Source organism: Cryobacterium sp. M96 (assembly GCF_002929845.1).
Lineage (GTDB): Bacteria > Actinomycetota > Actinomycetes > Actinomycetales > Microbacteriaceae > Cryobacterium > Cryobacterium sandaracinum.
Map to the genome: position 1 here is coordinate 246,103 of NZ_PJJS01000054.1, position 18,895 is coordinate 264,997.

The 18,895-nt window shown below is 68.1% G+C and carries 16 protein-coding genes and 2 tRNA genes; 13 read left to right on the forward strand and 5 right to left on the reverse strand.

The features are described 5' to 3' along the window. The first annotated feature begins 90 nt into the window (after positions 1-90). Genes CXY79_RS15235 through CXY79_RS15245 form a run of 3 tightly spaced genes read left to right on the forward strand, consistent with a single transcriptional unit; the run spans position 91 to position 3,222 of the window. The gene (locus CXY79_RS15235; RefSeq protein ID WP_104103344.1) at positions 91-1,500 is read left to right on the forward strand and encodes a sensor domain-containing protein; all 1,410 of its coding nucleotides are present in this window, start codon (positions 91-93) and stop codon (positions 1,498-1,500) included. Positions 1,501-1,504: 4 nt separating this feature from the next. Continuing rightward, positions 1,505-2,191: a response regulator transcription factor gene (locus tag CXY79_RS15240; protein WP_104103347.1), complete on the forward strand. Its 687-nt coding sequence runs from the start codon at positions 1,505-1,507 to the stop codon at positions 2,189-2,191. A 59-nt stretch (positions 2,192-2,250) separates the two neighbouring features. After that, positions 2,251-3,222 carry an L-lactate dehydrogenase gene (locus CXY79_RS15245; protein WP_104103349.1) on the forward strand — a complete coding sequence of 324 codons (972 nt, stop codon included), beginning with the start codon at positions 2,251-2,253 and terminating at the stop codon, positions 3,220-3,222. Between the two features lie 32 nt (positions 3,223-3,254). On the opposite strand, the gene CXY79_RS15250 is transcribed toward CXY79_RS15245, so the two are convergent. Beyond that, positions 3,255-3,328: transfer RNA gene (locus tag CXY79_RS15250), tRNA-Gly, on the reverse strand. Positions 3,329-3,497: 169 nt separating this feature from the next. Here CXY79_RS15250 and CXY79_RS15255 point away from each other — a divergent pair. The 6 genes from CXY79_RS15255 to CXY79_RS15280 all read left to right on the forward strand — a co-directional run bounded on the left by CXY79_RS15255 (position 3,498) and on the right by CXY79_RS15280 (position 8,936). Beyond that, positions 3,498-3,574: transfer RNA gene (locus CXY79_RS15255), tRNA-Pro, on the forward strand. Positions 3,575-3,615: 41 nt separating this feature from the next. Then, positions 3,616-5,070, forward strand: a complete 1,455-nt coding sequence (gene tig / locus CXY79_RS15260) for a trigger factor (RefSeq protein ID WP_104103351.1) — start codon at positions 3,616-3,618, stop codon at positions 5,068-5,070. A 311-nt stretch (positions 5,071-5,381) separates the two neighbouring features. After that, positions 5,382-5,981, forward strand: coding sequence for an ATP-dependent Clp protease proteolytic subunit (locus tag CXY79_RS15265; protein WP_104103353.1), 600 nt, complete (start codon positions 5,382-5,384; stop codon positions 5,979-5,981). Positions 5,982-5,996: 15 nt separating this feature from the next. Then, on the forward strand, positions 5,997-6,668 hold the full coding sequence (locus tag CXY79_RS15270; RefSeq protein ID WP_104103356.1) for an ATP-dependent Clp protease proteolytic subunit: 672 nt from the start codon (positions 5,997-5,999) through the stop codon (positions 6,666-6,668). 186 nt (positions 6,669-6,854) lie between these two features. Beyond that, complete coding sequence (gene clpX / locus CXY79_RS15275) at positions 6,855-8,135, forward strand: ATP-dependent Clp protease ATP-binding subunit ClpX (protein WP_104103359.1); 1,281 nt, start codon at positions 6,855-6,857, stop codon at positions 8,133-8,135. Between the two features lie 87 nt (positions 8,136-8,222). Continuing rightward, positions 8,223-8,936 (forward strand): benzoate/H(+) symporter BenE family transporter, encoded by a 714-nt coding sequence (locus CXY79_RS15280; RefSeq protein WP_255409046.1) that lies wholly within the window; start codon positions 8,223-8,225, stop codon positions 8,934-8,936. A gap of 90 nt (positions 8,937-9,026) precedes the next feature. Here CXY79_RS15280 and CXY79_RS15285 read toward each other — a convergent pair whose 3' ends face one another. Further along, complete coding sequence (locus CXY79_RS15285) at positions 9,027-11,060, reverse strand: M3 family metallopeptidase (RefSeq protein ID WP_104103364.1); 2,034 nt, start codon at positions 11,058-11,060, stop codon at positions 9,027-9,029. 66 nt (positions 11,061-11,126) lie between these two features. Here CXY79_RS15285 and CXY79_RS15290 point away from each other — a divergent pair, with 66 nt between their 5' ends. Genes CXY79_RS15290 through CXY79_RS15300 form a run of 3 tightly spaced genes read left to right on the forward strand, consistent with a single transcriptional unit; the run spans position 11,127 to position 14,685 of the window. After that, positions 11,127-11,960 (forward strand): class I SAM-dependent methyltransferase, encoded by an 834-nt coding sequence (locus tag CXY79_RS15290; protein ID WP_104103367.1) that lies wholly within the window; start codon positions 11,127-11,129, stop codon positions 11,958-11,960. A gap of 3 nt (positions 11,961-11,963) precedes the next feature. Next, positions 11,964-13,400 carry a class I adenylate-forming enzyme family protein gene (locus CXY79_RS15295; RefSeq protein ID WP_104103370.1) on the forward strand — a complete coding sequence of 479 codons (1,437 nt, stop codon included), beginning with the start codon at positions 11,964-11,966 and terminating at the stop codon, positions 13,398-13,400. Then, positions 13,381-14,685, forward strand: coding sequence for a thiolase family protein (locus tag CXY79_RS15300; RefSeq protein WP_369828001.1), 1,305 nt, complete (start codon positions 13,381-13,383; stop codon positions 14,683-14,685). Before CXY79_RS15295 ends, CXY79_RS15300 begins: the two co-directional genes overlap by 20 nt. 59 nt (positions 14,686-14,744) lie before the next feature. Here CXY79_RS15300 and CXY79_RS15305 read toward each other — a convergent pair whose 3' ends face one another. Genes CXY79_RS15305 through valS form a run of 3 tightly spaced genes read right to left on the reverse strand, consistent with a single transcriptional unit; the run spans position 14,745 to position 18,050 of the window. Continuing rightward, positions 14,745-15,005 carry a hypothetical protein gene (locus CXY79_RS15305; protein ID WP_233191554.1) on the reverse strand — a complete coding sequence of 87 codons (261 nt, stop codon included), beginning with the start codon at positions 15,003-15,005 and terminating at the stop codon, positions 14,745-14,747. A gap of 6 nt (positions 15,006-15,011) precedes the next feature. Next, positions 15,012-15,458, reverse strand: a complete 447-nt coding sequence (locus CXY79_RS15310) for a GNAT family N-acetyltransferase (RefSeq protein WP_104103375.1) — start codon at positions 15,456-15,458, stop codon at positions 15,012-15,014. Positions 15,459-15,467: 9 nt separating this feature from the next. After that, a complete protein-coding gene (valS, locus tag CXY79_RS15315; RefSeq protein ID WP_104103378.1) occupies positions 15,468-18,050 on the reverse strand; it encodes a valine--tRNA ligase in 2,583 nt (860 codons plus the stop codon). 182 nt (positions 18,051-18,232) lie between these two features. Between valS and CXY79_RS15320 the strand changes: the two genes are divergently transcribed. Further along, a complete protein-coding gene (locus CXY79_RS15320) occupies positions 18,233-18,871 on the forward strand; it encodes a cation transporter (RefSeq protein WP_104103381.1) in 639 nt (212 codons plus the stop codon). The last annotated feature ends 24 nt before the right edge of the window (positions 18,872-18,895 follow it).

An 18,895-nucleotide genomic window follows, 5' to 3' on the forward strand; every position in this document is an offset into this window, starting at 1 on the left:
TTACCCCCGGCGAGATCCGGTTGGCAGCGGGATGTCGTCTACTCGACCCGGCGATCAGGCTGAGTACCGACAGACTTACTGGAGGACACCATGACCGCACCGACCGAAACCCCCGCACGCGCCGGCTATCGCGCGCTCTGGCGGCGCGTGCCGCAGGAGCTGCTCTTTCTACTGCTGACCCTGCCGGTGGTCGTGATCGCCCTCACCGTTCTGAGCACCGTATTCTTCACCGGCATCGGCCTGCTCGCCGCCGTCGTTGGGATCGTCGTCGTCGTGGCGTCCCTCTACCTCGCCCGCGGCATCGGTCTGGTCGAACTCGCCCGCCTGCGCTGGGCCGGCCAGCCTGCCATCACCCCGCCGCGGTGGGCGACGCCGGGGGAGCCGGCCACCACCCTCCGCGCCCTGCTCGGCCCGCTCGTCAACGGGCACTACTGGCTCTACCTGCTGCACGGCATGGTCGTGAACTTCGTGGTCGGGCTTGTCAGCTGGATCGTCACCGTAGTCTGGCTGTCGGTGGGCCTCGGCGGCGTCAGCTACTGGATCTGGGGCCGCTTCCTCCCCGAGGACCGGAACGACGACCTGCACGCGATCATCCTGAACTGGATTCTGCCGGGCACCACGCTCCCGATCGACCCGCTCCTGGCCGAAAGCCTCCTCCAGCTCGTCCTGGGCATCCTCTTTCTGCTGACCCTGCCGTACATCACCCACGCGTTCACCCGGCTGCACCAGTTCGCGGCCCGCGGCATGCTGGGCGCCTGGCGGTCCGAGGCCCTGCAGCGTGAGGTCGCCGACCTCAGCGCGTCGCGCGGGGCGGCCGTCGCCGCGGAAGACCAGTCCCTGCGACGCCTGGAACGGGACATCCACGATGGTCCGCAGCAGCGCCTGGTGCGCCTGCAGATGGACCTCGCCAGCGCCGAGCGCAAGCTCGATACCGACCCGGATGCCGCGCGCACCCTGATCGTGGAGGCCCGGGAGCAGGCTCACGACACCCTCGAGGAGCTGCGGGCGCTGTCCCGCGGTCTGGTGCCGCCCCTCCTGCAGGACCGCGGTCTCCTCGCCGGCCTCGAGTCCCTGGCCGCCCGTAGCACCATCCCTGTGCGGCTCGAGCTGCAGGTCGACCCGGCGCTGCGGCTGCCCAGCGAAATCGAGCGGAGCGCGTATTTCGTCGGCGCGGAGTTGCTCACCAACGCCGCCAAGCACTCGCGGGCCACGGACATCCGTCTGCACCTGGCCCTGCGCGCCGTCCCCGACGATGGGAGCACCGGCAGCCCTGCCAGCACGGGGGCCGCCGGCGTCATCTGGCTCGACATCTGGGTGATCGACGACGGCATCGGCGGGGCCCGGCTGACCGATGCCCACGGCCTGCAAGGACTCGACGAACGCCTGCACGGCCTTCGCGGGGTGTTGTCGGTGCGGAGCCCCGAGGGTGGCCCGACCGCGATCGGGGCACACATCCCACTGCCCGCGGCCCGGCCGGCGCGAGCGGTCGCCGTATCCTGAACGGATGACCGACCTCGCTTCAGCCATTCTCGCCGCTCCCTCCGCCCCACCCCTGCGGCTCGTGCTGGCCGAGGACTCGGTGCTGCTCAGAGAAGGTCTGATCCGCCTGTTCGACGAGGCCGGGTTTGTGACCGTCGCGTCCTACGGCGACGCGGATTCCCTCCTGGCCGAGGTAGACGCGCTGCGGCCCGACATCGCCGTGCTGGATGTGCGGATGCCGCCCACCTTCCGGGACGAGGGCGTGCGCGCCGCGCTGGAACTGCGCCGCAGGTTGCCGTCGGTGGGCATCCTGCTGCTCAGCCAGTATGTGGAGGGCACCTACGCGCATGAACTTCTCGCCGCCGGCAACGGGGGACTGGGCTACCTGCTCAAGGACCGGGTGGCGTCGCTCGACGAGCTGCGGGACGCCGTGACCCGGATCAGCGCGGGCGGCACCGTGCTCGACCCGCAGGTCGTGCGCGAGTTGCTGGCCCGCCGCACCGACCCGGTCGCGGCCCTCACCCCGCGTGAGCGTGACGTGCTCGGGCTGATGGCGGAGGGGCGCACCAACGCCGGCATCGCCGCGAAGCTCGTGATCGGCGTCGGCGCGGTCGAGAAGAACGTCACCTCGATCTTCCAGAAGCTCGGCCTCGACGACTCGGGCTCCGACCACCGCCGGGTGCTGGCCGTGCTCACCTACCTGCGGCACTGACTCAGCCACGGATATCCGGATACTCGGATCCGGCCCGGTCAGGGGTGCAGAATGAGCTTATGAGCGAGATCGCGAATTCCAAGCTGGCCATCATCGGAGCCGGGGCCGTCGGGTCGTCCCTGGCCTACGCCGCACTGATCCGGCAGTCCGCGCGGGAAGTCGTGCTCTACGACATCAACGGGCCCAAGGTGGAGGCCGAGGTTCTCGACCTGGCCCACGGCACCCAGTTCACGGGTGCTTCCTGCGTGGCCGGCGGCAGCGACCTCGACGCCATCGCGGGGGCGAACATGGTCGTGATCACGGCCGGGGCCAGACAGCACCCCGGTCAGTCCCGGCTCGAGATGGCCGGCGTCAATGTCGGGATCCTGCGGGAGCTGATGCCCCAGCTGGTCGAGCGAGCCCCGGACGCCGTCTATATGCTCGTCACCAACCCCTGCGACGTGCTTGCCTATGCTGCCCGCCAGTTCAGCGGGCTGCCGGCCACGCGCGTCTTCGGGTCGGGCACGGTGCTCGACTCCTCCCGGCTGCGCTGGATGCTCGCGCACCGGGTCGGCGTCGCGATCGCCAATGTGCACGCCGTGATCGTCGGAGAGCACGGCGACTCGGAGTTCCCGCTCTGGTCCCAGGCCCGGATTGGCCCGATCTCCCTGGCCGAGTGGGTGCAGGACGACATCTCGCCTAAGGGTCTGGTGCCGTTCTCGGAGGCGGAATTCGACGCGATCACCGAGAGCGTGAAGACCGCGGCGTATACGGTCATCGCCGGCAAGGGCGCCACGAACTACGCGATCGGGCTTTCGGGCGCCCGGATCGTCGAGGCCGTGCTGCGCGACGAGGGCGCCGTGCTTCCGGTCAGCTCGGTGCTCACCGACTACCGGGGCGTCAGCGACGTGGCGCTGTCGGTGCCGAGCGTGATCAACGCCGAGGGCGTCTCGCGCGTGATCGAGGTTCCCTTCAGCGAGAAGGAGCAGGAGCTGTTCGAGCACTCGGCGGCGACGTTGCGCACGACGCTGAACGGGCTCGGACTCGACTGAGCCGTGTGAGACGATCCGTCCAGGATGTTGTGTGGAGGGGATGACGGGAATCGAACCCGCGCCATCAGTTTGGAAAACTGAGGCTCTACCATTGAGCTACATCCCCCGGGCGCAGTCCCCCGCGCACTCACTAAGCGTAGTACACGTCGACGGTCGCCAGCTGCACGCCTCGACCCGCGGCATCCGGACCGTGCAGTAGACTTAGTGAGGTCATTCCGCGAATTGCGCGAACTCTGCGCGCCAAGCGGATGCCATCACCGGGTTGAGAAATTGTCCGGGGCGTAGCTCAGCTTGGTAGAGCGCTCGGTTTGGGGCCGAGAGGTCGCAGGTTCGAATCCTGTCGCCCCGACCAACACCCCCTAAATACATCGGTCGAACACAGGAGATTGCCACGTGAAGTCCACGGTAGAACAACTGAGCCCCACTCGCGCGAAGGTCACCATCTCGGTGGCTCCCGAGGAGCTGAAGCCCAGCATCACCCACGCCTACGGCCACATCGCCGAGGACATCAACATCCCCGGCTTCCGCAAGGGCAAGGTCCCGCCGGCCATCATCGACCAGCGTGTCGGCAAGTCCGCCGTGCTCGAGCATGCGGTCAACGAGAGCCTCGACGGTTTCTACCGCTCGGCCGTGACCGAGCACAAGCTGCGCCCCCTGGGCCGCCCCGAGGCAGACATCGTCGCCTGGCCCAGCGACAAGGACTTCTCCGGAGACCTGGAACTGGCCATCGAGGTCGACGTGCGCCCCGAGATCGACCTGCCGAACTACTCCGGGCTGAAGCTCACCGTCGACGCCGTCGAGGTGTCCGATGCAGAGGTCACCGAGGAACTCGACAACCTGCGCAGCCGCTTCGGCACTCTCGTCACCGTCGATCGTCCCGCCACCACGGGCGACTTCGTGCAGATCGACCTGATCGCCGCCATCAACAGCGTCGAGGTCGACAACGCCACCGGCATCTCCTACGAGGTCGGATCCGGCGACCTCATCGACGGCATCGACGAGGCGCTCGACTCTCTCAGCGCCGGTGAGACCACCACCTTCAATTCCAACCTCATGGGTGGGGACCACGAGGGCGAGACCGCCGAGATCACCGTCACCGTCGGCGCCGTCAAGGAGCGCGAGCTTCCCACCGCCGACGACGACTTCGCGCAGATCGCCAGCGAGTTCGACACCATCGCCGAACTGACCGAGAGCCTCAAGGGCCAGGTCGAGCGCTCCAAGGTCTTCGGCCAAGGCACCCAGGCCCGCGAGAAGCTCGTCGAGCAGCTGCTCGAGTCGGTCGAGGTTCCGATTCCGACCGCGATCATCGAGGACGAGGTGCGTCGCCACCTCGAGGGCGAGAACCGCCTCGAAGACGCCGAGCACCGCGCCGAGGTCACCGAGGCCAGCGAGAAGACCTTCCGTCAGCAGATCCTGCTCGACACCATCGCCGAGGCCGAGAAGGTCCAGGTCAGCCAGGACGAGCTCACTCAGTACCTGATCCAGGGCGCAGCCCAGTACGGCATGGACCCGAGCGAATTCGTCCAGGCGCTGAGCGGCAACGGTCAGATCCCGTCGATGGTGGCCGAGGTTGCCCGCAACAAGGCCCTCGCCATCGCGCTGGGCAAGGCCGAGGTCGTCGACTCCAACGGTAACGCCGTCGACCTGTCCGAGTTCGTCGCGGTCGCCGACGAGGCGTCCGGCGAGGACGAGGAAGAGGAGATCGAGGAGGACGACTCCGACGCCGCCGAGGTCGAGGCCGAGGTCGACGCCGAGGTCGAGGCCATCAAGGCCGCCAAGGCCACGGCAGCGAAGGCAGCCAAGGCCAAGGCCACCGCGGCGAAGAAGAAGGCCGCCGCCAAGAAGTAGCACGACGACCGCTCACGCGGGCGTTCGGGTCGGATGTCACAGACATCCGACCCGTTCCGCGTTTCTGCCCTGCCGCCCCCGCTCTCGTCCCTTGCCCTCAGCTCTCCCGCCCTGGACCAATTCGACGGAGATTTTCGGGTTAAGGGCCGTTATGCACGGTTTTCGGGGCCAGGAGAGCAGAATCTCCGTCGAATTGGTTCGGAGCGACTGATGCGTGGGCGGCGCGTTATCTGCCGAGGGCGAACACAGCCGTTCCGGAGCGTTGGCTCCTATAGATTCAATCTGAAGCGACAAGTGAAACGGAGCGCGACATGGCCGATATGACACCTACACCGGGCGTTTTTGACCGACTGCTGAAAGACCGCATCATCTGGCTGGGTTCAGAGGTCCGGGATGAGAACGCCAACGAGATTTGTGCCAAAATCCTGCTGCTGGCCGCAGAGGACTCGGAGCGGGATATCTTCCTGTACATCAACTCGCCCGGCGGCTCAATCACGGCGGGCATGGCCATCTACGACACGATGAGGTTCGTTCCGAACGACATCGTCACCGTCGGCATCGGACTCGCTGCCTCGATGGGGCAGTTCCTGTTGTCCTCTGGAACCAAGGGCAAGCGGTACATCACACCCAACGCCCGGGTCCTGTTGCACCAGCCGTCCGGCGGATTCGGTGGCACGGCCGCCGACATCCAGACGCAGGCGAAGGTCATCCTGGATATGAAGAAGCGGATGGCCGAACTCACGGCAGAGCAGACCGGCAAGTCGGTCGAGCAGATCCTCATTGACAACGACCGCGACAACTGGTTCACCGCTCACGAGGCCGTGGCCTATGGTTTTGTCGACCACCTGCGCGGCTCCGCGTCGGAAGTGGTCGGCGGCGGCGGCACCGACGACTCAGTGAACAAGAAGTAGGACGGGCGAGACGACATGGAATTCACGAATTTTGGTCACCAGGCCGGGGGCCGCGCTTCGCAGGCTCCCGAGGCCCGATACATCCTTCCCACGTTTGAAGAGCGCACGGCCTACGGCTACAAGCGCCAGGACCCCTACGCGAAGCTCTTCGAGGACCGCATCATCTTTCTCGGCGTGCAGGTGGACGACGCGTCCGCCGATGACGTCATGGCCCAGCTCCTGGTGCTCGAGAGCCAGGACCCGGACCGGGACATCGTGATGTACATCAACTCACCGGGTGGCTCCTTCACCGCGATGACGGCGATCTACGACACGATGCAGTACATTCGTCCGCACATCCAGACGGTCTGCCTCGGCCAGGCAGCATCCGCTGCGGCCGTGCTGCTTGCCGGCGGCACACCCGGGAAGCGCCTCGCCCTTCCCAACGCCCGCATCCTCATCCACCAGCCCTCGGCCGGCGGACAGGGCGGAGGTCAGGCCTCCGACATCGAGATCCAGGCAGCTGAGATTCAGCGGATGCGGGAGTGGCTCGAATTCACCATCGCTCACCACTCCAACCGCAGCGCGGAGCAGGTTCACAAGGATATCGACCGCGACAAGATCCTCGGCTCGGCCGAGGCCCTCGAGTACGGCCTGATCGACCAGATCCTGACCAGCCGCAAAAACGTGCCCACGCTCGTCAAGTAGAAGAGCGAAACCGTGAACGCGACGGATGTCCGGCTCAACGGAGCCGGGCATCCGTCGCGTTTCGCATATCGGAGAGTTCGGGCAGAACGGTGCCTGAACGTTATTCGACAGATGCGGTCAGCCTGCACCCGTGCCGCACAGGCACAGGCTAGGCTCGATGCAGTTGTCAATGGAGGAGGCTGACGGATGGCCCGAATAGGCGAAAGCGCTGACTTGTTGAAATGCTCTTTCTGCGGAAAGAGCCAGAAGCAGGTGCAGCAGCTCATTGCGGGCCCCGGTGTCTACATCTGCGACGAGTGCGTCGAGTTGTGCAACGAGATCATCGAGGAGCGTTTGGCCGAAGCCACCGCTGAAGACGGTGCCGGCGAATTCGAATTGCCCAAGCCGAAGGAGATCTTCGGCTTCCTCGAGGAATACGTCATCGGGCAGGAAGCCGCAAAGCGCGCCCTCGCCGTTGCCGTCTACAACCATTACAAGCGCGTACGCTCCCGCGCCACCCTCACCGCCGCCGACGCCATCCACGACGACGTGGAAATCGCCAAGTCCAATATTCTGTTGATCGGCCCTACCGGCTGCGGAAAGACCTACCTCGCCCAGACGCTGGCAAAACGCCTCAACGTTCCATTCGCCGTGGCGGATGCGACGGCTCTCACCGAGGCCGGCTATGTCGGTGAAGACGTGGAGAACATCCTCCTCAAGTTGATCCAGGCCGCCGACTACGACGTCAAGCGCGCCGAGACCGGCATCATCTACATCGACGAGATCGACAAGATCGCGCGCAAGGCCGAGAATCCCTCGATCACCCGCGACGTGTCCGGCGAGGGTGTGCAGCAGGCCCTGTTGAAGATTCTCGAGGGCACTGTGGCCTCGGTTCCGCCGCAGGGTGGGCGCAAGCATCCGCACCAGGAATTCATTCAGATCGACACCACGAATGTGCTGTTCATCGTGGCCGGCGCGTTCGCGGGCCTGGATGACATCATTTCGACCCGGGCCGGCAAGAAGGGCATCGGGTTCGGCGCTCCGCTTCACAGCAAGGGTGACGACGTCAACCTGTTCAGTGAGGTGCTCCCGGAAGACCTGCACAAATTCGGCCTGATCCCCGAGTTCATCGGCCGTCTGCCCGTGGTCACCACCGTCACCCAGCTCGACCAGGTGGCCCTGATGCAGATTTTGACCGTCCCGAAGAACGCCCTCGTGCGGCAGTACCAGCGCATGTTCCAGCTCGACGGCGTCGAGCTCGAGTTCGAACAGCCGGCGTTGGAGGCCATCGCCGACCTCGCGGTCCTGCGCAAGACCGGTGCGCGTGGCCTGCGAGCGATCATGGAAGAAGTGCTCGGACCGATCATGTTCGAGGTGCCGTCGAGCTCCGAGGTGGCGCGCGTCGTGGTCACCCGGGCCGCCGTGCTCGATAACGCCGAGCCCACGATCGTGCTGCACAAGGCCCGCCGCGTCGACAAGTCCGCCTAGGTTCAGCGTCCGGCCTCACCCCGCTTCGGCACCCGACCGAACTGGGCCCGGGGGCCGCCGTGTACCAGCCCGCCTTCGTCGGCGTCGTTGCGGCGGTCACCGGATTCGCGGGTTCATTCGTGCTCGTCATCGCCGGGCTGCAGGCCGTGGGCGCGACCGATTCGCAGACGGCACCCGTGCTGTTGGCGCCCTGCCTGCTGGTCGGCATCGACGGCGTGCTGTATACCGAAGCCGATCGCCAGTGCGATGCTTGCCGGCATCCTGTTCCCGATCTGCCCGGCCCCGGTGACGGCAGCTGTGCAGCAGCCGCTGCTCGCGGTGCCGGTTGTTCTGGTCTGGCTCGCCGAGTTCAAGCCGGCGCGCGCGTGGATGGTGCCGGCGACCATGGTCGTGGCCGCGATCATCGACGTTCGGCTACCAGCCTCCGCCCTGCGCGATCTGGTCGGCTCCGGTCTGGCGAACGCGGTCGGATCGGTCGTCGGTGCGCTCGGCATCACCCTGACGGCAATCACGACCGCGCCGATGGCCGGCCCCGACGCGCATCCTGACGGCCCGAAGCGGTGGATCGCCACGGCTGCCTCCGGGGCGGCCTGCCTCGTCCTGGTCACCGCGTCGGGCGTTTCGGTGTTGGGCATCGGCTCCGCGTTCGGGGGCTGGTCATCGGCGGCGTGGTCATGCTCTGGCTCGGCTGGATGCCCTCCGGGCGCTCTCACCCAACTGCCGTCGCTGCCCCCTAACGAATTCGACGGAGATTTTGCCGAAATCGGGCCCACACGGGCCGAATGCGGCCGGTTTCCGTAAAATCTCCGTCGAATTGGTTCAGGGGCGGGGCGTTAGGGCGCCGGGCAGGGCCGGGCAGGGCCGGGCAGGGCCGGGCAGTGCCGGACGGTGCTAGTTCAGGCCGCGACGGTCGAGCAGCGGCTGAATGTCGGCGTCACGACCGCGGAAATGGCGGTAGGCGGCGAGCGGGTCTGTGCTGCCGCCCACGCTCAGCAGCCGCGACCGGAAACGGTCTCCGTTGGCCCGGGTGAGCCCGCCGTTCTCTGCGAACCACTCGCCGGTGTCGGCGTCCAGCACCTCACTCCAGATGTAGGAGTAGTAGCCGGCGTCGTAGCCGCCGGCGAAGGTGTGCGCGAAGTAGGTGCTGGAATAGCGGGTCGGCACGGCAGGATTGTCGAGCCCCACGGCGGCGAGGGCGGATGCCTCGAACGCGGCGACATCCGTCACCCTGTCGTCGGCTTCGATGCGGTGCCAGGCCTGGTCGAGCAGGGCCGCCGCAAGGTACTCGCTGGTGGAGAAGCCCTCGTTGAAGGTGGACGAGGCGTGGATGCGGTCGACGAGGTCCTGGGGCATGGGCTCCCCGGTCTCGTGGTGACGAGCATAGTTCGCGAGCACGTCGGGCCACAGCATCCACATCTCGTTGACCTGGCTGGGGAACTCCACAAAGTCGCGGTACACATTGGTGCCGGCGAATTTCGGGTAGGTGACCCGCGCGAACAGGCCGTGCAGGGCGTGCCCGAACTCGTGGAACAGGGTGACGACCTCGTCGAAACTGAGCAGGGTGGGCTCGCCCGTCGCCGGCCGGGGAACGTTCAGGTTGTTGCAGACGATCGTGGGGGTACCTATAAGCGTCGACTGGGAGCCCAGGGCGTTCATCCAGGCGCCGCCCCGCTTGGAGTCGCGGGTGTAGACGTCGATGATGTACAGGCCCACGGGCGAGCCGTCGGCCTCGGCGACCTCGAACACACGCGCGCCGGGGTGCCAGGCGACGAGGTCGGGTCGCTCGGTGAAGGTGACGCCGTAGAGCCGATTGGCCGCGTAGAACACGCCGTCCTGCAGCACCCGTTCGAACTCGAAGTAGGGGCGCATGGCCGCGGTGTCCACGTCGTAGCGGGCTCGCCGCACCCTCTCCGTGTAGAAGGCCCAGTCCCAGGCGGCGAGCTCGAAGTCCCCGCCGTCCGCATCGATCTGCTCCTGCAGGTCGGCCTGCTCGACGCGCGCATTCCGGGCTGCCGCCGGCGCGAGGCGCCCGAGCATGTCGGCGACCGCCTCCGGGGTCTTCGCCGTCTGGTCCGCGGTCACGCCGGCCGCGTGGCTGTCGAATCCGAGCAGCCGGGCTCGCTCGGCACGCAGCCGCGAGATCTCCAGCACGAGGGCGCGGTTGTCGAACTGCCCGCCACGGATGCCCCGGGACCGTGAGGCGGCCAGCAGCCGTTCCCGCACACCCCGGTTCGTCAGCTGTGCCAAGTAGGGGTGCGAGGTAGCCAGCACCAGAGTGATCACGTAACGGCCGGTCAGGCCGCGCTCGTGGGCGGCCTCGGCCGCGGCGGAGATCTGACCGGGGGTGAGGCCATCCAGCTCGCTCACGTCGTCGAGCACGAGTGCCAGATCGATGGTGTCGGCGAGCAGGTTCTTCTCGAACCGGGTGGTGACCGTGGAGAGCCGCTTATTGTAGTTACGCAGCCGGGCCTTGTCGTCGTCGCCGAGGCCCGCGCCCGCGAGCGTGAACTCGGTGAAGTACCGCTCGATCAGGTAGCGCTCCTCCGGCTCCAGGTCCAACCGGTCCCGCTGCTCCTGCAGAGCGGCGATCCGGGTGAACAGGCCAGGGTCCAGACGGATGGCGTCCGCGTGCGCCGCGAGGAGCGGGGCCAGTTCCTCCTCGAGGGCGTTGGTGAAGTCGCTGGAGTCCGACGAACTCCGGTTGAAGAACACCTCGGCCACCCGGGTCAGCAACGGTCCGCTGCGCTCGAGCGGAACCATCGTGTTGTCGAAGGTGGGGGCATCCGCGCTCGCGCAGATCGCCGCAATCTCGGCCAACTGCTCGGACATACCGTCCAGGAACGCCGGCCGGTAGTGCTCCTCCGCAATCAGCGCGAACGGGGGCAGCTCGAACGGAAGCGTGCTGATGCTGGCGAAGGGGTTCATTTCTTCACCCTGTCACATCCACATTTCGTCTGTCGGAGTATTCCCCCGCACGCCTAGGATCGGTTCATGATCGACGAGCCGGCACGCCCCGAGACCGCGCCCCGGGAGCAGTACACGCACGGGCATCACGAGAGCGTGCTGCGCTCGCATACCTGGCGCACGGTGGCCAACTCGGCGGCCTACCTGATCCCACACCTGGATGCCGGGCTGACCCTGCTCGACGTGGGCTGCGGTTCGGGCACGGTCACGGTCGACCTGGCACGCCGGCTGTATCCCGGTCAGGTCACCGGCATCGATGCGTCGGAGCAGATTGTGCTGCGCGCAGCCGGGCTGGCCTTCGATGAGGGGGTGCGGAACGTGTCGTTCCGGGTGGGTGACGCCTACGCGCTCGGCTTCGCCGACGCGAGCTTCGACATCGTGCACGCGCACCAGGTGCTCCAGCACCTCGCCAACCCCGTCGCCGCGCTGCGGGAGTTCCGGCGCGTGCTGAGACCGGGCGGAATCCTCGCCGCCCGCGACGTCGATTCCGGGGGAGTGATGTACTACCCGAAGCTTCAGGGCCTGCAGCTGTGGGAGAGCGCCTTCCGCGACGTGCAGTACTGGAACGGCGGCGACCCCGACGCCGGGCGCGCTCTCAAAGCCTGGGCGCGCAAGGCCGGGTTCACCGACGTGGCGAGTTCGGCATCCCTTTGGTGCTTCGCCTCGGATGTCGAACGCGAGTGGTGGGGGCAATCCTGGGCCGAGCGGGTGATCGAGTCCGACTTCGCGGCACACGCCATCGAGGTGGGCGCGGCCGACCTCGCCGACCTTCGGATGATGCAAGCCGCATGGCTGCAGTGGGCCGGCGACCCCGATGGCTGGTGCGGTATCCCACACGGCGAGATCGTCGCCAGGAAGTAGCCCGTGCCGTTCCTCGACCGACTCCAACACTGGGCCCAGGTTCAGCCCGACGCCACCGCCGTCGCGGTCGGCGCCGACCGAATCAGCTTCGCCGAGCTCCGCGATGCGGCGGCGGCGATCCTGCCCGCGACGCCCCGGATCTCCAGCGTCTGCCTGCCCCACGGCACCGCGTTCGCCGTTGCCTTCGCCGCGGGCGTCGCCGAAGGCCGCTGCTCTGCGATTCTCAACCCTGACTGGCCGGAGGCGCAGCGCAGGGTGGTCGAGAGCCGCCTGGCGAGGACCGCAGGGTTGGACGGACGGGTCGCCGCCGGCGCGCCCCTGCTCGGCACGGAGCTGCGCGACGGTCCACCCGACAGGGACTTCCTCTACGGGTTCACCTCCGGCACGACCTCCGTACCCAAGGCATTCACGCGCAGCCGAGCCTCCTGGCAGCGCTCGTTCGCGCTGGGCACCGAGTTCTTCGGCCTGACTCGGCACGACCGCACACTGGCGCCCGGCCCGCTCTCTGCCAGCCTCAGCCTCTACGCTTTCGCCGAATCGCTGCACACCGGCTCCGCCTTCTTCGCTCTGCACCGCTTCTCCGCCGCCGCCGCTGTCGCCTGTGTCACTGTCGAGCAGATCACCCGGATCGTGGCGGCGCCGACCGTGCTGCGTGTGATCGCCGCGCACGCGCTGTCCGTCGGCACGGACGGCAGGCCCCCCACCGGCAGGGGGCTCACCGGCATCGTGAGTGCGGGGGCCAAACTCGACCCGGGAACCCTGTCGATGCTGCGCCTCTGGGCGCCGGACGCCAGCGTGTTCGAGTACTACGGGGCGGCCGAACTGAGCTTCGTGACGGCATCCGTGCTGCGTCCCGGCGAGGTGTCGCCGATCTCGGCGACCGCCGTCGGGCGGGCTCTGCCCGGCGTGGAGGTGCGCATCCAGGACGACGCGGGACGCGCCCTGCCGACCGGCACCCCGGGCACCATCTTCGTGCGCAGCCTTCTGGTGGGCGGCGGGTACGCCTGGGGCGACGACGGCGAGGCGTTCCGCCGCGAGGTCGACTGGTGCACGGTCGGCGACATCGGCTTCCTCGACCCGGCGGCCGTGCTGCACCACCTCGGCCGCCGCGCCGACCTCATCGTCACGTCCGGGCACAACGTCTACCCGCAGCAGGTCGAAGCGGCTTTGCGCGGCCTTCCCGGCGTGGAGGCGGCCGTCGTCACCGGTCTGCCGGACCCCGTTCGCGGGACCCGCGTGGTGGCCGCCGTGATCGCGGGCTCCGAGACGGATGCCGCGCGCATCCGGTCATACGTCGCGGCTCTGCTCGCCGCGCCCCACCGGCCCCGCGCCTACTACGCCCTGGCGGAACTGCCGCTCACCTCGGCCGGTAAACTCAGCCGGGTGATGCTGCGCCGCTGGATCGAGGAAGGTGACCGTCGTGTGCGCCCGCTCCGCTGACCCAATCCGGCCGGACGCGGTCGGTGCCGACGGCTCCGCTGCTCCCAGCGCCGACACCGTCGATTCGCACGCCGGCCCGCCAACCGACGATGCCCGGGAACCCGTGATCGTTCTTGCCCGCCGCACCGCCTTCGGCCGCCGCAACGGGGTGTTCGCGCACACCCGTGCCGAAGACCTGCTGGCCCCCGTGCTGAACGCCGTGGTGTCCGGCGGCGGGGTGTCCCCGGCTGCCATCGACGACGTCATCATCGGCAACGCGGCGGGCGGCGGCGGCAATGTTGCCCGCCTCGCCGCGCTGACGGCCGGTCTGCCGGATTCCGTCCCTGGCCTCACGATCGACCGGCAGTGCGGCTCCGGCCTTGAGGCCATCGTGCTGGCCTGCCGGTTGGTTGCCGCCGGCGCCGGCGACCTCTACCTTGCCGGGGGAGTCGAGAGTTGCAGCACGGCCCCGCTGCGTGCGCACCGGCTCACCTCGAGCGCCGGGCAGCCGGACTTCTTCGATCGCGTGCGTTTCGCCCCCGATTCGATCGGCGACCCCGACATGGGCGTCGCCGCCGAGAACGTGGCCGACCGCTACGGCATCTCCCGGCAGCGGCAGGATGCCTTCGCCCTCCGCAGTCACCGGCTGGCCGCCACGGCTGCCGCCGTGCCAGCCCCCGAGATCGTGCCGCTGCCGACAGAGACCGGCCCGGTTTTCGTCGACGAGGGTCCCCGCCCGGGTCTGACTGAGGCCCTGCTGGCCCGGTTCGCGCCGGTCTTCCGGCCGGGAGGAACGGTCACCGCCGGCAACTCCTGCGCGGATGCCGATGGCGCCGTCGTGGTCCTGGTCACCAGCCGCCGGCGGGCACGCGAACTCGGACTGACCGGCTGGTTATCCTTCGTCGACGCCGCGGTCACCGGCACGGACCCGAACTTCCTCGGCATCGCCGGCGCCGAGGCCGCGCGCCTCGTGCTGCTCCGGCAGGGCCTGACCGGGGCCGACCTGGCTCGGATCGAGTTCAACGAGGCGTTCGCGGCGCAGGTGCTCGCATCCCTCGATCTGCTCGGCGTTGCGGAGGAGCACGCCAACCGCGAGGGCGGAGCGCTGGCCCTCGGGCATCCGTTCGGCGCCAGCGGAGCCCTGCTGGTACTGAGGCTGCTGCAGCAGTGTCGCGCCGCGGCAACGCCGGGGGACGCCGCCCTCGCGGCGGTCAGCATCGCCGGCGGCCTGGGGGTAGCCGCCCTGTTCCGCTGGGAGCAGTCCCTGTCATCGGAGGCAGCAGGCGTCGAACGACTCTCACGCTGACGCACGACCACGGGGTGCGGAGCGGCCCCGCGGAGTACCGGAATGCCGGTCAGCAGAGGTTAGATCCAGTCGTCTTCGTCGTCGAGCACGATCGACGGCTGCGTGATCGTGGCACTGTCCTCGCCCGGGTCATAGCGGATGATCGTGCCGTCGTCGAGCTCGAGCACGGGGTTGCCCTCGAGCCAGGTCAGTGTCCAGCGCCAGGCGCTGGAGTCCTCCGCCAGCGCGGTGAGGTCCTCTTCGACCGCACGGATGGCGATTTCCACCACATGAGGCAGCCCGGCCGGCGCCGGGTGACCCAGAGGCCAGCGGGTTCCCATCTTCACTTACAGCTCGATCTCGTAGGTGACCCAGTCCGTGCGGGTGGCCACATCGTCGTACAGGCGCTGCGCGGTCTCGTTGTCGGCGGCGGTCAGCCACTGCACGGTCGTGAGACGGTCCGCCGCGGCGCACTCCTTGGCGAACTCGATCAGGGCCCGGCCGACGCCCGTGCTGCGGGAGTCCGGCGACACGAACAGGTCGTCCAGGAACAGTCCGCGAGTGGCGGTCAGGGTGCTCGGGACCTCGCGGTAATGGGCGAAGCCGACGAACTCGCCGTCCTCGTCGACAGCCACGGCACCGGCGAGAGACTCGTTCTTGTCGATGATCCAGCTCCAGACCTGGAGCGCTTTCTGATCAGTCAGTTCGCTCTTGTAGAACTCGCTGTAGCCCTCGAAGAGTCCCAGCCATGAGAAGAAGTCCTTGTCGCCGAGCGCGCGTACCTTGATTGACATTCGGTTCTCCTAGTTCTCCAGCACCGTGGCGAGCACGATGTCAGTGACAGCCAATTCGCTGCCCTCAATAAAAACCAACTCCGAGATGCGGCCAACGGCCCTCAGATCGGCTGCAGCCTGCCTGAGCAGGGCAATCTCTGCAGCCGTACCGCTAATTACAGCAGAAACAACGGCGGATTTCTGGGATGCCTTGGCATCCGTTTTCGCGCGGCGGATGCCGGTCAGCGCCCGGCTGCACAGGTCCAGCAGGGCCACGTTGCCGCCCTGCCCTCCGCCGAGCTCGGTCTGAACGGGCCAGGGGGTACGGTGGATGGACCCCTCGTTGGACCAGGACCAGGCTTCCTCGGTCGCGAACGGCACGAACGGGGCGAAGAGGCGCAGCTGGGTGGCCAGGGCGGTGCGCAGGGCGGCGACGGCCGAAGCCTGGCCGGCTCCCGCTTCGCCGTACGCGCGCTCTTTGACCAGTTCGAGGTAGTCGTCGCAGAACGTCCAGAAGAAGCTCTCGGTGAGTTCCAGCGCACGTGCGTGGTCGTAGCCCTCGATCGCGGCGGTGGCGTGGCCGACGACGACGCTGAGCCGAGCGAGCATGCTCTGGTCGAGCGGCTCGGTCACGGGGGCGTCGGCGGCGCCGTCGAAGGCAAGGATGAACTTTGACGCGTTCAGGATCTTGATCGCCAGGCGACGGCCGATTTTGATCTGGGTCGGGTTCTTGGGGTCGAAGGCCGCGTCGGTGCCGAGGCGCGACGACGCGGCCCAGTAGCGCACGGCATCCGAACCGTGCTGCTCGAGCATGTCTGCCGGGGTGACCACATTGCCCTTGGACTTGGACATCTTCTTACGGTCGGGGTCGACGATGAAGCCGGACAGGGCTGCGTGCTGCCACGGCGAGACGCCGTGTTCCAGCTCGGAGCGCAGCAGGGTGGAGAACAGCCAGGTGCGGATGATGTCCTGGCCCTGCGGGCGCAGCGAGTACGGGTAGACGAGATCGAACAGTGCGGGGTCGCGCTCCCAGCCGCCCGCCAGCTGCGGGGTCAGGGAGGAGGTCGCCCAGGTGTCCATCACGTCGACCTCGCCGACGAAGCCGTTCGCCTGGCCGCGCTGCTCGGCGGCAAAGCCCGGGGCGGTGTCGGAGGACGGGTCGACCGGGAGCGTCTCGCGGGTGGCGACGATGGGCTGGTCGAAGAGCGGGTTCGCGTCGGCATCCAGCGGGTACCAGATCGGCAGCGGAACGCCGAAGAAGCGCTGGCGGGAGACGAGCCAGTCGCCGGTGAGGCCGTTGACCCAGTTCTCGTAGCGCACACGCATGAACTCCGGGTGCCACTGCAGGTCGGTACCGTGCGTGAACAGGCGGGCGCGCAGCTCCTCGTCCCGAGCGCCGTTGCGGATATACCACTGACGGGTCGACACGATCTCGAGCGGTTTGTCGCCCTTCTCGAAGAACTTGACCGGGTGCACGATCGCGCGGGGCTCGCCGATCAGGTCGCCGCCGATGCGGAGCAAGTCGACCACGGCTGCCTTGGCGGAGAAGACGGTCTTGCCGGCCAGCTGCGCGTACGCGGCCTGTCCGGCCTCGCTTGTGATCGCCTCGGGCGCCTCGGCGATGATGCGGCCGTCAAAGCCCATGATGGCGCGGTTCGGAAGGTCGAGTTCACGCCACCAGATCACATCGGTGACGTCGCCGAACGTGCAGATCATGGCGATGCCACTGCCCTTGTCCTTCTGCGCGAGGTGGTGGGCCAGGATCGGCACTTCCACGTCGAAGAGGGGGGTGCGCACGGTCGTGCCGAACAGCGCCTGGTAGCGCTCATCGTCCGGATGCGCCACGAGCGCGACACAGGCCGGCAGCAGTTCCGGGCGGGTGGTCTCGATCTCGATGGCGCCGCCATCGGGCTTGGCGAAGGCGACCCGGTGGTAGAACGCCGGCATCTCCTTGTCTTCGAGCTCGGCCTGGGCGACCGCGGTGCGGAAGGTGACGTCCCAGAGGGTGGGGGCCATGGCCTGGTAGGCCTCACCGCGCTCGACGTTACCGATGAAGGCGGACTGGGAGGTGACCAGGGAGTCATTGCCGATCGTGCGGTAGGTCTGGGCCCAGTCGACGCTCAGGCCCAGCATGCGCCAAACGGCCTCGAACTGCTTCTCGTCCTCGATGGTGAGGCGCTCGCACAGCTCGATGAAGTTGCGGCGGCTGATCGGCAGCTGGTCGGCGGCTTTGGTGCTTTTGCCGTCTCCGCCCTCGAACGGGGCGGTGAACTCGGTGGCGTAGGGCAGCGACGGATCGCAGCGCACGCCGTAGTAGTTTTGCACGCGCCGCTCGGTGGGCAGGCCGTTGTCGTCCCAGCCCATCGGGTAGAAGACGCTCTTGCCGCGCATCCGCTGGAAGCGGGCGATGACATCCGTGTGGGTGTAAGAGAAGACGTGGCCGATGTGCAGGGAGCCGGAAGCGGTCGGCGGCGGGGTATCGATGGAGAAGATACGCTCCCGCGTGGCCGAGTCACGGTCGAAACGGTAGGTGCCGGCCTCTTCCCACGAGCCGCCCCACTTGGTTTCGAGGCCTTCAAGGGCCGGTTTTTCCGGAACGTTGGCGGCGGTCATGTTTCTCCGATTCGATCTGTGCGGCACCGTGTCGTTGGTGAAGTGCCTGAGTATTGGGCCTTATCCAACTTACCGGATGCCCCGTCGTCCGCCGACTCCGGCCGTCACCAGGCTGCCGGAGCGCCTGCAGCGCCCGGCCGGGCCTCGCCGTGAGTGGCAGGATTGGAGCGGGAAGGGGTGCCATGGATGACCCGGGAACACTGTCCGAGGCCCGTCGCACGGTGCTGCGCCGCACGGTGCGCTGGATCGTGGGTTTCACGATCGGCTACAACGTGCTCGAGGCCGTCGCCTCGATCGTGGCGGGCGCCGCGGCATCCTCGACCGCCCTGATCGCCTTCGGCCTGGACTCCGTCATCGAGGTGCTCTCCGCCGCGGTCATCGCGTGGCAGTTCTCCCGTCGCGATCCTGAGCGCTGGCAGAAACCGGCCCTCCGCGCCATCGCGATCGCGTTCTTCACCCTCGCCGGGTACGTGATCCTGGCCGCCGGCCTGAGCTTCGCCGGGGTTGTCGAGGCGGCGCCCAGCCCGCTGGGCATCGTCATCGCGTGCCTCAGCCTCGTGATCATGCCCGGGGTGGCAGGCGTGGAGCGCCGGACCGGCGCGGAGCTCGGCAGTGCCAGCGTGATCGCCGACGCCCGGCAGCTGCTGCTCTGCGCGTGGCTGTCCGGGTCGATGCTGCTCGGGTTGGCGGCCAACGCGCTCCTCGGCTGGGCCTGGGCGGACTCGCTCGCCGCCCTCGTGATCGCCGGGTTCGCGATCAAGGAGGGCATCGAGGCATGGCGCGGCGAGGTAGAGCCGCCGGTGGTGCTGCACGTCAACTAAAAGGGTGAGCCCCCGTATCAGGCG

Coding starts and splice junctions, on each gene's coding strand:
- CXY79_RS15235 (WP_104103344.1), top strand. CDS start 91: ATGACCGCACCGACCGAAACCCCCGCACGCGCCGGCTATCGCGCGCTC.
- CXY79_RS15240 (WP_104103347.1), top strand. CDS start 1,505: ATGACCGACCTCGCTTCAGCCATTCTCGCCGCTCCCTCCGCCCCACCC.
- CXY79_RS15245 (WP_104103349.1), top strand. CDS start 2,251: ATGAGCGAGATCGCGAATTCCAAGCTGGCCATCATCGGAGCCGGGGCC.
- CXY79_RS15265 (WP_104103353.1), top strand. CDS start 5,382: ATGGCCGATATGACACCTACACCGGGCGTTTTTGACCGACTGCTGAAA.
- CXY79_RS15270 (WP_104103356.1), top strand. CDS start 5,997: ATGGAATTCACGAATTTTGGTCACCAGGCCGGGGGCCGCGCTTCGCAG.
- clpX (WP_104103359.1), top strand. CDS start 6,855: ATGGCCCGAATAGGCGAAAGCGCTGACTTGTTGAAATGCTCTTTCTGC.
- CXY79_RS15285 (WP_104103364.1), bottom strand. CDS start 11,060: ATGAACCCCTTCGCCAGCATCAGCACGCTTCCGTTCGAGCTGCCCCCG.
- CXY79_RS15290 (WP_104103367.1), top strand. CDS start 11,127: ATGATCGACGAGCCGGCACGCCCCGAGACCGCGCCCCGGGAGCAGTAC.
- CXY79_RS15305 (WP_233191554.1), bottom strand. CDS start 15,005: ATGGGAACCCGCTGGCCTCTGGGTCACCCGGCGCCGGCCGGGCTGCCT.
- CXY79_RS15310 (WP_104103375.1), bottom strand. CDS start 15,458: ATGTCAATCAAGGTACGCGCGCTCGGCGACAAGGACTTCTTCTCATGG.
- valS (WP_104103378.1), bottom strand. CDS start 18,050: ATGACCGCCGCCAACGTTCCGGAAAAACCGGCCCTTGAAGGCCTCGAA.
- CXY79_RS15320 (WP_104103381.1), top strand. CDS start 18,233: ATGGATGACCCGGGAACACTGTCCGAGGCCCGTCGCACGGTGCTGCGC.